The 10,711-nt window shown below is 59.1% G+C and carries 9 protein-coding genes; 7 read left to right on the forward strand and 2 right to left on the reverse strand.

Annotation, left to right across the window (positions count from 1 at the left end):
• Nucleotides 1-67 precede the first annotated feature (67 nt).
• From dusB to hflX, 7 genes are all read left to right on the forward strand, one after another.
• Entirely contained in the window at nucleotides 68-1,066 is a 999-nt protein-coding gene (gene dusB / locus JV18_RS0102430; protein WP_033073274.1) for a tRNA dihydrouridine synthase DusB, read from the forward strand.
• Nucleotides 1,063-2,154 carry a two-component system sensor histidine kinase NtrB gene (locus JV18_RS0102435; RefSeq protein ID WP_033073275.1) on the forward strand — a complete coding sequence of 364 codons (1,092 nt, stop codon included), beginning with the start codon at nucleotides 1,063-1,065 and terminating at the stop codon, nucleotides 2,152-2,154. The genes dusB and JV18_RS0102435 overlap by 4 nt, the downstream gene beginning before the upstream one ends.
• Complete coding sequence (locus JV18_RS0102440) at nucleotides 2,154-3,578, forward strand: sigma-54-dependent Fis family transcriptional regulator (protein WP_033073276.1); 1,425 nt, start codon at nucleotides 2,154-2,156, stop codon at nucleotides 3,576-3,578. The genes JV18_RS0102435 and JV18_RS0102440 overlap by 1 nt, the downstream gene beginning before the upstream one ends.
• 102 nt (nucleotides 3,579-3,680) lie before the next feature.
• A complete protein-coding gene (locus JV18_RS0102445; protein WP_235302809.1) occupies nucleotides 3,681-5,927 on the forward strand; it encodes a sensor histidine kinase in 2,247 nt (748 codons plus the stop codon).
• Nucleotides 5,917-7,296: a nitrogen assimilation response regulator NtrX gene (ntrX, locus tag JV18_RS0102450; protein ID WP_033073277.1), complete on the forward strand. Its 1,380-nt coding sequence runs from the start codon at nucleotides 5,917-5,919 to the stop codon at nucleotides 7,294-7,296. Before JV18_RS0102445 ends, ntrX begins: the two co-directional genes overlap by 11 nt.
• 115 nt (nucleotides 7,297-7,411) lie before the next feature.
• Entirely contained in the window at nucleotides 7,412-7,918 is a 507-nt protein-coding gene (gene hfq, locus JV18_RS0102455; RefSeq protein ID WP_033074852.1) for an RNA chaperone Hfq, read from the forward strand.
• Between the two features lie 34 nt (nucleotides 7,919-7,952).
• Complete coding sequence (hflX, locus tag JV18_RS0102460; protein WP_033073278.1) at nucleotides 7,953-9,314, forward strand: GTPase HflX; 1,362 nt, start codon at nucleotides 7,953-7,955, stop codon at nucleotides 9,312-9,314.
• On the opposite strand, the gene mazG is transcribed toward hflX, so the two are convergent.
• A complete protein-coding gene (gene mazG, locus JV18_RS0102465; RefSeq protein WP_033073279.1) occupies nucleotides 9,311-10,099 on the reverse strand; it encodes a nucleoside triphosphate pyrophosphohydrolase in 789 nt (262 codons plus the stop codon). The two genes, hflX and mazG, sit on opposite strands and share 4 nt — an antisense overlap.
• Nucleotides 10,100-10,265: 166 nt before the next feature.
• Nucleotides 10,266-10,706: a MarR family transcriptional regulator gene (locus JV18_RS0102470; protein ID WP_052071684.1), complete on the reverse strand. Its 441-nt coding sequence runs from the start codon at nucleotides 10,704-10,706 to the stop codon at nucleotides 10,266-10,268.
• Nucleotides 10,707-10,711 lie beyond the last annotated feature (5 nt).

The following is a 10,711-nucleotide window of genomic DNA, read 5'->3' on the forward strand; positions in this document are numbered from 1 at the left end:
TGCGGAAAAGGCGCTTAACGTGTAGTGGCCTGCTTAAATTTTAGGCAGTCATCGCGAAAGAGGCCTTATGGCGGCGCTGCGCCCCATTCAGATCGACAATATCACCATCCCCGATCCGGTGATCCTCGCGCCCATGACGGGCGTGACCGATATGCCGTTTCGCACGCTGGTGCGCCGCTTCGGTTCGGGTTTGAACGTCACTGAAATGATCGCGAGCCAGGCGGCGATCCGCGAAACGCGTCAGTCGGTTCAAAAGGCCGCCTGGCATCCGGTCGAAGAACCGGTGTCGATGCAGCTAGTCGGCTGCACTCCTTATGAAATGGGGGAGGCGGCCAAGCTGAATGAGGATCGCGGCGCGGCAATTATCGACATCAACATGGGATGCCCGGTTCGCAAAGTCACCAATGGCGACGCCGGTTCGGCGTTGATGCGCGATTTGAAGCTGGCGGCGGCACTGATCGAATCCTGCGTCAAGGCCGTGACGGTGCCGGTGACGGTGAAGATGCGTATGGGATGGTGCCATGACAGCCTGAACGCCCCGGAACTTGCGCATATTTCGGAAGATCTGGGGGCGAAAATGGTCACCGTCCATGGCCGCACCCGCAATCAAATGTATCGGGGGACCGCCGACTGGGGCTTCGTCCGCAAGGTAAAGGATGCTGTCTCCATTCCCGTTATCGTCAATGGCGATATTTGTTCGCCCGAGGATGCGCGCCGCGCGCTGGACCAGAGCGGCGCCGACGGGGTGATGATCGGTCGCGGGGCTTATGGGCGCCCCTGGTTGCTCAGCCAGGTCATCGCGTCGCTGCGCGGCGAAACGCCGCGCGCCGATCCGGGCGTCGACGAACAATATGACATCATCACATCGCATTACCGCGCGATGGTCGAACATTATGGCGAGATGACCGGCGTGAATATCGCGCGCAAGCATCTCGGCTGGTATGTCAAAGGCCTGCCGGGGTCGGCGGAGTTCCGCAACAAGGTGAACCAGATTCCAAGCAGCCGCGAAGTACTCGACGCGCTGGAGGCCTTTTATACGCCGTTCATGAGCAAGGCCGCTGCGTGACGGCCGCGACGTCGAATATTCCGACATTCGACCATGACGAACTGATTCAATCGCATCCCGTTGCGACCATGTTGATCGACCGCGCGGGGGTGCTGCTTTTCGTCAATGCAGCGGCCGAGCAGCTGTGTAACCTCGGTCGCGGAACCATGATCGGCCGGGTCGTCCATGACGTCATCACGATGGACCGCGGGTGCCGGCAAAGAATGCAGGATCCGGCGACATCCGCTCTTTTCGCGCATCGCGCCGAAATTTCTGTGGGCAGGCGCGGCGCCCTGTTTGTCGATTTGCAAATGGTGCCCTTTGGAACCGGCGGGCATCGCATATTGACCCTGCAACCCGTGCAGAGCGACGCCGATCTGATGGGCGGCACCATTGGCCGTTCGGGGCGCGCGGCAGGCGCCGCGGCGTCGATGCTCGCTCATGAAATCAAAAACCCGCTTGCCGGCATCAAGGGCGCGGCTCAGCTTCTCGCCCGGCGCGCCGATCCCGATGGTGAACGTTTTACCCAGCTTATCTGTGCCGAAGTGGATCGGATCACCAAGCTGATCGACCAGATGGAGCATTTCTCGCGGGGCCAGCCGATCGCCTGCGGGCCGATAAACCTGTATCAAGCCATTCATCAGGCGATGGAAACAATCCACGCGCGGCAATTCTCCTCGGTCCGTTTTGTGGAGGATTTCGACCCTTCGCTTCCGCTCGTTCACGGCAACCACGATGCCTTGGTCCAGATATTGCTCAATCTTCTGACCAATGGCTGCGAGGCGCTGGGCGGACGTCCTGACGCCATGCTCCGCGTGGCGACGGCATATCGTCACGGGCTTTCCATTGATAATGGCGATGGGCGGGGGCGCGTCGCTTTACCGATTGAGGTGAGTATCAGCGACAATGGCCCGGGTGTTCCCGCCGACATTCGCGGCGATCTTTTCGACCCTTTCGTCACCACCAAGCGGGAGGGGAGGGGCCTGGGGCTCGCACTCGTTGCCAAGCTTGTTCACGACATGGGGGGAACCGTGCGCCACACGCGTGATGAGGAATGGACCCGTTTTCGTGTGCATTTGCCCGCCGCCTCACAGGAAAGGCGCGGGTAATGGCCGGCGACAAGAAAATATTGCTGGTCGAAGATGATCCCGCGATTGCGATGATTATCCGTGAGACGCTTGCGGATGAATGCGCTGAGTTTGCGGCGGTGGCGACGCTTGCCGAACGCGATGCGTGGCTGGCTGAAAATCAGCCGGACCTGATCATCACCGATGTCGTGCTGCCCGATGGAGACGGAATCGACTCTTTGGAGCGCGCGCAGCTCGCAGAAGAAACGCCGGTCATCATCCTGTCCGCCCAGAACACCCTAGATACGGCTGTGCGGGCGGCCAGCAGCGGCAGCTATGATTATCTGCCCAAACCCTTCGACCTTGCCGAGTTGACGGCCAGTGTTCGCTCATCCCTACGGCGAGGGAGAAATGTGCAGGCTGACGGGGCCGCCACTGTTGTGGCGGGCGACAGCCACGGGCTCGTCGGGCGCGCACCGGCGATGCAGGCGGTGTATCGCACCATTGCAAGACTCGCATCCAACGATCTGGCTGTGTTGATTCTAGGGGAATCCGGCACCGGCAAAGAAGTGGTCGCCCGCGCCATTCATTCCACCGGGTTGCGCCGCAAAGGGCCTTTTGTCGCGATCAACATGGCCGCTATCCCGCGCGAATTGATCGAAGCTGAACTGTTCGGCCACGAAAAGGGCGCTTTTACCGGGGCGCATAGCCGCAATGCCGGGCGTTTTGAACAGGCGGCGGGGGGGACGCTGTTCCTCGATGAAATTGGCGACATGCCGCTGGAGGCGCAAACCCGCTTGCTGCGCGTGCTGCAGACCAGTGAATATTCGACCGTAGGTGGCAACCAGTCGCTTAGGGCCGACGTGCGGATCATCGCCGCCACGCACCGGGACATGCAGACCCATGTCGCCGATGGCCGGTTTCGCGAAGATCTTTTCTATCGCCTGAATGTCATTCCGGTCACCTTGCCGCCGCTGCGCGAGCGACGCAGCGATATTGCCGCGCTGGTGGGTCATTTCATCGAAAACGGTCAAGCATCGGGCCTCCCTTCCCGACAATTTTCAGCGCAAGCTATGCAGTTGCTCGAACGCTATGATTGGCCCGGAAATGTCCGCGAACTGGGCAATATGGTGCAGCGACTAGTCGTGCTCTCACGCGACATGGTTGTCTCGGCCGATGAAGTGCGGGCCGTCCTTAAAGATAGTAAAGAAGGCGAAGCAACGCTCGACCCTGCGGGCCAAATCCAGCGCGCGGTGGATGATTGGGCGCGCGACATGCTGGCAGGAACAGGGGCGGACGGAAAAATCCATGAGCAGTTGGAAGCCATCGTCGAGGCTGCGCTGCTACGCCGCACTTTGCGCGAAGTGGGGGGCAATCAGCTCGAAGCTGCGCGGCGACTGGGGATTAACCGCAACACATTGCGAAAACGGTTGGGACAGCTGGAGATCGACCCATCGGCGCCATAGAAGAGGCGGGCTGGTGCAGATTGTGTGTTTTCGCTGCAACAGCTTTGTCGTAAAGAGGCCACAATGGCTGGCAACGCCTCCTTGATCCGCGATAGCGATTCTGTGTCTGCATCGAAGGAAGATCGCGGCTGGCATTTCGCCGCCCCCGAATATTATACGCTTGCGCTGATCGTCAGCATTGCGGCCGCAACCTATATGATCGTCACCCGCGATGCACAGAGCGAGCGGTTGCTGACCCCGGCGCTGGTCGCGGCGATCATGGTTGCCAACCTTGTTCCGGCAATGGCGCTGATCGTGCTCGTCGGGCGCCGGATCGCGCGTGCGCGTGCCGAACGCACCATGGGCGGCGGCAATGGTCGGCTACACGTGCGGTTGGTGGCGCTATTCTCTTTGCTGGCCGCCGTGCCGACCTTGCTCGTGGTGATTTTCGCGTCCCTGCTTTTCCAGTTTGGCGTGGATTTCTGGTTCTCCGACCGTTCGCGCGGCATGTTTGAAAATGCTGCCAGTCTTGCGGAAGGATATTATCAGGAAAATCAGCGCGAAGTGGCTGCCAACACTGATGCCATGGCGACGGATATTGGTGGCTTTCTCGACCGATCCTCAACCGAAGATCCGGCCTTCTCCAACTTCTACCTTCAGCAGGTGGTCGTGCGGAATCTGAACGAATCTGCGGTGATTGAAATCGGTGACGACAATGTTGCGCGAACGGCCGCTGCCATCGACCCCGATAACCGTGCCGCGGAAAATCGCCTGACGCCGGAGATGGTTGCGCGGCTTGATGCCGGGGAAGACGTCGTGGTGGTGCGCCAGTCGGACCGGATCGAAGCCGCGACGCGCCTGCCTGGCACGCGCCGCGCCTATCTTTATGCCTCGCGCGATTTCAACGTGCCGGGGTTTCAGCAATCGGTTCGCGCGGGAACCGTCCTTGCCGATTATAATAATCTTTTTCAGCGCTCGCAGCAGTTGCAGTTGCAGTTCAACGGCGCCCTTTACCTGATCGCACTATTGCTGCTGGCTCTCGCCGTGGTGGCTGCAATTGTTGTGGCGGACCGTATCGTGCGTCCGCTGGGCACGCTGATTGGGGCCACGCGGACCGCTGCGGGCGGGGATTTGTCGGTACGGGTGGAGCCGCCGGTGCGCGACGATGAAATTTCGGTCCTGACGCGGGCGTTCAACCGCATGACGGAACAGCTCGAAGCGCAGACGGGGGCGCTTCTCAATGCAAATGAGCAACTGGAAGCGCGGCGCAGCTTCATCGAGGCGGTGCTGAGCGGCGTTTCGTCCGCTGTTGTGTCAGTGGATGGCAAGAACCGGATTTTGTTGGCTAATTCGGCCGCCGAGCGCCTGATCGGTCAAAGTGCAGAAGCGCTGACCGGCAAGCCGCTGGTCGAGGTCGCGCCCGAACTGGCTGGCCTGTTGGAAGGCGATGAGCGTGAAGCGGTGGTGCAATTGGCGCGCACCGATGCCGAGCCCGCGACGCTGGCGGCGAAAGCTGTGGCTCAAGGGGACGGTTTTGTTCTGAGCTTTGAGGATATCACGCAGCAGCTACTCGATCAGCGCCGCGCCGCCTGGTCCGACGTGGCCCGGCGTATCGCGCATGAAATCAAAAACCCGCTGACTCCCATTCAGCTCGCTGCCGAAAGGCTCCAGCGGCGCTTTGGTGAAAAGGTGCCCGGCGAGGAAACGGTGTTCCGCAAGCTGACCGATACGGTCATTCGGCAGGTGCATGACATGCGCCGCATGGTCGATGAATTTTCAAGCTTTGCGCGCATGCCGAAGCCTACCTTTGGCGTCGAGGATATTCGCGACATTCTGCGTCAGACGATCTTCCTGTTTGAAGTGGCCAAGCCCGATATCCAGTTCCGGGTGGAAACGCCCGACGAGATTGAGCCGCTCGTTTGTGACCGGCGCCTCTTGTCGCAAGCCTTGACCAACATCGTGAAAAACGCGGTCGAAGCGATTGAGGAAAGCGCAAAAAGTCCCGACGTGCGCGGACATATCGACGCGGAACTGCAATGCGATGCGGACGGGTTGCTCCACATCATCATCAGTGATGATGGCATCGGCTTGCCCGATGCGCGGGATGCCATTGCGGAACCCTATATGACGACCCGGCAGGGGGGCACCGGACTGGGGTTGGCAATTGTCAAAAAGATCGTCGAGCAACATTATGGCGAACTTGAATTTTCCGATAATCCCGCAGGCCGGGGCGCGCGGGTGCGGATGACCCTGCATCCCGATCGTTTGCGTCCGCTCAAGGGACGACCGGAAGAAGCAGTGAGGGGGCAAAGAGAGACCGTACCGGGGAGGGTACAACACCGGCTGGATAGAGAAGATTATGGCGCTTGATATTTTGATCGTCGATGACGAACGCGACATTTGCGATCTGGTCGCTGGGGTGATGGAGGATGAAGGCTATGAAGCCCGCACCGCATCCAACAGCGACGAGGCGCTTGAGGCGATACGCCAGCGCCGCCCTTCGTTGGCGTTGGTCGATGTGTGGCTGCAAGGGTCGCGACTGGACGGTCTCGGCCTCGTTGAAGCGATCAAGGATTTCGATCCGACCCTGCCGATCATCGTCATTTCAGGTCATGGAGGCATTGATACCGCCGTGGCGGCAATCCGGCGGGGCGCCTTCGATTTTATCGAAAAGCCGTTCGAAGCCGAAAAACTGCTTCATCTTGTCGCGCGTGCGACGGAGAATGAACGGCTGAAATTTGAGTATGAGCAGCTTCGGGAAAAAGCAGGCCCCGCTGCCGAACTGACCGGTACCAGCGCCGCGATCAACAATGTCCGGGCGACGCTGAAGCGCGTGGCGGGAACGGGAAGCCGGGTGCTGATCACCGGGGATGCCGGGGTGGGCAAGGAAGTCGCCGCGCGTGTTCTCCATGGCTGGAGTGGCCGGCAATCTGCGCCTTTTCGAGTAATTTCGTCGGCCCGCATGGACCCGGAAACGGTTGAAATCGAATTATTCGGCGCCGAAGCCGATGATGGTTCCATCAGGGTGGGGCTTCTGGAACAGGCGCATGGGGGTACATTATTCCTCGACGAAGTGGCGGATATGCCGCTGACGACGCAGGGTAAAATATTGCGCGTCTTGACCGATCAAAGCTTCACCCGGGTCGGGGGACGCACCATGATCCGCGTCGATGTGCGCATTATTTCCGGTTCGGCGCGCGATTTGATGGCCGAAATCAGCGAAGGGCGGTTTCGCGAGGATCTCTACTATCGCTTGAATGTTGTACCGGTGCACATTCCGCCGCTGCGGGAGCGGCGCGACGATATCATCAGCCTGTGCGACCATTTCATCCATCGCTATGCCGCCGACCGGCGCACAGCGCCACCTGAAATCAGCCATGAAGCCATGGCGGCGCTTCAGGCCTATGAATGGCCTGGAAATGTGCGCGAATTGCGGAATATGGTCGAACGCATCATGATCTTGGCGCCCAGCGAGCGCCTGTCGCGTATCGACCTTGATATGTTGCCGACCGAACTGGTGCGCGGCGGGAACGAGATATTGCCCAATAATGAATCGATCACGGCCATTCCGCTCAAGGAAGCGCGGGAAAATTTTGAGCGCGAATATCTGCGAATCCAGATTAGCCGTTTTTCGGGCAATATTTCCCGCACCGCGACCTTTATCGGCATGGAAAGGTCGGCTTTGCACCGCAAGTTGAAACTATTGGGGCTTACCGAGAGTTCCGATCCAGAGAAATGATGGCTTTATGCTAGACCTCTGGGAGGCTTTCCCGCATATTGCCCTTAAGACGGTGGGATATAAACGAAAAATCAATGCCATATCGCGGCTTTGCCGCCAAGAACAGGAGGCCAATGTGTCCGATAAAAATCAGAATCTTCAAGATATTTTCCTCAACGCCCTTCGCCGTAGCAAGACGCCGGTTACGATGTTTCTTGTCAAAGGCGTAAAGCTACAGGGTATTATTACCTGGTTTGACAATTTTTCGTTGCTGCTAAGGCGCGATGGTCAGTCCCAGCTTGTTTACAAGCATGCGATTTCAACGATCATGCCGTCCCACGACTTTGACCTCGCTTTGCTGGGCGATGCTGTCCACAATGCGCCGCCGTCAAAGGGTAAGGCGCTGCAGGACGTGTTTTTGAATGCGGTGCGCCGGTCCGAAGAATCCGTGACCATGTTCCTCGTCAACGGGGTGATGTTGCAGGGGGAAATTGCGGCGTTCGACCTGTTCTGCATGTTGCTGGAACGCGAACACCAGGTTCAGCTTGTATATAAGCATGCGATTTCGACCGTGCAGCCTAATGGTCCGGTCAACTTGCATGATAGCGGCGAAGCCGATGACGGCGATAGTGAGGCTGCCTGATCATTTTGACATTCTTACTTTGCGATAAAATTTCATGATGGACGCCGTTGAGGAGGTGCGCCGAGGCGGCATCGCCTTGCTGATCATACCCGAATGGCACGGGCAGGGATTGACGCGGTCGCTGGAGGCAAGGGCCGAAGAAGCGCAGGGGCTTGCCCTTGCCATCGGGCTGAAGGTCGCAGCGACCCACTGTCTGCGCCTGCGCCAGACGCGGGCGGCCACCTTGATCGGTGTAGGGCAGATCGAAACGATCAAACCTGCTGTGGCCGACAGCGGCGCGCAGCTCGTGATCGTGGACGCGGCGCTTAGCGCCATTCAGCAGCGCAATCTGGAAACCGAGCTGGGGGCCAAGGTGATCGACCGCACCGGGCTAATCCTCGAAATCTTTGGCGAAAGGGCCGCGACCGCCGAAGGGCGGATGCAAGTGGAACTGGCTCATCTCGATTATCAAGCCGGACGCCTTGTGCGGAGCTGGACCCACCTTGAACGCCAGCGCGGCGGTTTCGGCTTTCTCGGCGGCCCCGGCGAAACCCAGATTGAGGCGGATCGACGCATGATCCGCAACCGCATGGCGCGCATCCGCCGTCAGCTGGAGGATATGCGCCGCACCCGCCAGTTGCAGCGCAATAAGCGGCAGCGGGCGCCGTGGCCGGTAATCGCGCTTGTCGGTTATACAAATGCCGGAAAATCAACATTTTTCAATCGTCTGACAGGCAGTGACGTCATGGCGGAGGATATGCTTTTCGCCACGCTCGACCCAACAATGCGGGAAATTCGGCTTCCCGGAATCGACAAAGCCATATTGTCCGATACGGTGGGGTTCGTCTCCGATCTTCCGACCGAGTTGGTCGCGGCCTTTCGCGCGACGCTGGAAGAAGTCACCACGGCCGACTTGATCGTGCATGTTCGCGATATCAGCCATGATGATAGCGAAGCGCAGTATCGCGATGTCTCCTCCATTCTCGGCTCCCTCGGCGTCAATGACTGGGAAGAGGAGCAAGACGAGGGGGAAGGGGAGCAAAAGGGCGGCCCCATCCCGCAGATCGAGATATGGAACAAGATCGACAAGGTAAAAGGGGATAGCCGCGCAGCCGTGATGCAACAGGCAGCGAAACGAGATGACGTCGCCATCATCTCAGCCGGAACGGGCGAGGGGGTCGAGGACGCAAAGCGGCTGATAGCGACCGTTCTCACGATGAATCATGAAATCGTCACCCTGTTGCTGGAACATGGCCAGGGAGATGCCATCGCTTGGCTTCACGCGCGCGGGGAAGTGCTGCGCGAGGAAACCCATGCCGCGGGGCAGTCTTTAACCGTCCGACTGGCGCCCGCTGACAAGGCACGCTTTCGGCGATTGTGGCCGGATGTCGAGACCTCAGAGGGGCGGGGCGGTTAGTCTTTTTCGCAGGCCTTCACCGCTTGCCAGTGGCTTTCAAGCACATCAAGGGACAGGTCGGCCATAGGGGCGTTGATCCGTTGTTCGACCGCTTCAAATCGGCGGGTGAACTTGGCATTCGCTTCCCGCAGCGCATGTTCCGCATCGACGCCCAAATGACGCGCATAATTGACAACCGCGAACAGCAGGTCGCCGACCTCTTCGCGTCTCGCGGCGTCATTCTCAGCCGCTGCCACCTCGGCCAATTCCTCACTTATCTTGTCACGCGGACCTTCGGCGTCGGGCCAGTCGAAGCCGACGCGGGCAGCGCGCGCCTGCAATTTTTGCGCCCGCGCCAAAGCGGGCAACGACAAGGCGACGCCCGCCAATGCACCGGTTCGTCCGTCGGCCGCCCGCTCTTGCGCCTTGATGACCTCCCATTGTTCGCGCACGTCGGCGTTGGGTCGATCACCAAAAATATGAGGGTGCCGGCGTTCCATCTTGTCGGCGATCGCAGTGGCGACATCATCGAAATGGAACAAGTCTTCATCGGCTGCAATCTGTGCGTGAAATACCACCTGGAGAAGAAGATCACCCAGTTCATCGCAAATGGCGCGGGGGTCGCCCGACGCGATAGCATCGGCGACTTCATAAGCTTCTTCAAGCGTATAGGGAGCGATGCTGGAAAAGTTTTGCGCTAAATCCCATTCACAGCCGTGCTCAGGGTCGCGCAGCCTTCGCATCACCGTCAGCAGACGCTCCACAGGCGACAGGGAAGATGAAGATGATGTAGTGTCGCGGGACAAATTTCACCGATAATATATATTATGTTAAATTTATCCGGATCATTCTCGATCCGGAAGCATGCCTTATCGTTTTTGTGGCGTGTGCGTCGAGAAAAACCAAAGCCATACTGCTTCGATTTCTGGCGAGTCTAGAAAGAACGGCGTTGCTCACTCCCTTGACCGCGTCTTACTGAAACACCTGCTTCAGCATCGTCAAAACGGCCTCATGCCCTTTTTCCTGAAGGCGTACGATGACCCGCCTTCGATCCAGCGGATCGGAAAAGCGCTCAATCAGCCCGGCTTCCTCTAGACGGTCGATGCGCCGAATAGCCGCAGCGGCGGATTCACCGGAACTGAGCATCAGCTGCTTTACATAAAGGATGCCGCCTTCTTCCTGCGCGACAAACAGCTCGAGGATCATATCCCAGGCGGAATCGCGCAGAAGTCCTTTGGGAAGAAGCGCAGCCATCTTGTGACGCGCTTTCAGCAGATGGCGTGCGCCTTCGACGATTTGTCGTTCAGCGATCGTGCGATTATTTTGCGCAGCTTGCGACAGGGAGGCGACCGTCCGCACGGCGGATGGTGAGTGTCGTTCGGCTGCATGGGTGTATTCACGGCGATAATACATGATAT

Source organism: Sphingopyxis sp. MWB1 (genome assembly GCF_000763945.1).
Taxonomy (GTDB): Bacteria; Pseudomonadota; Alphaproteobacteria; order Sphingomonadales; family Sphingomonadaceae; genus Sphingopyxis.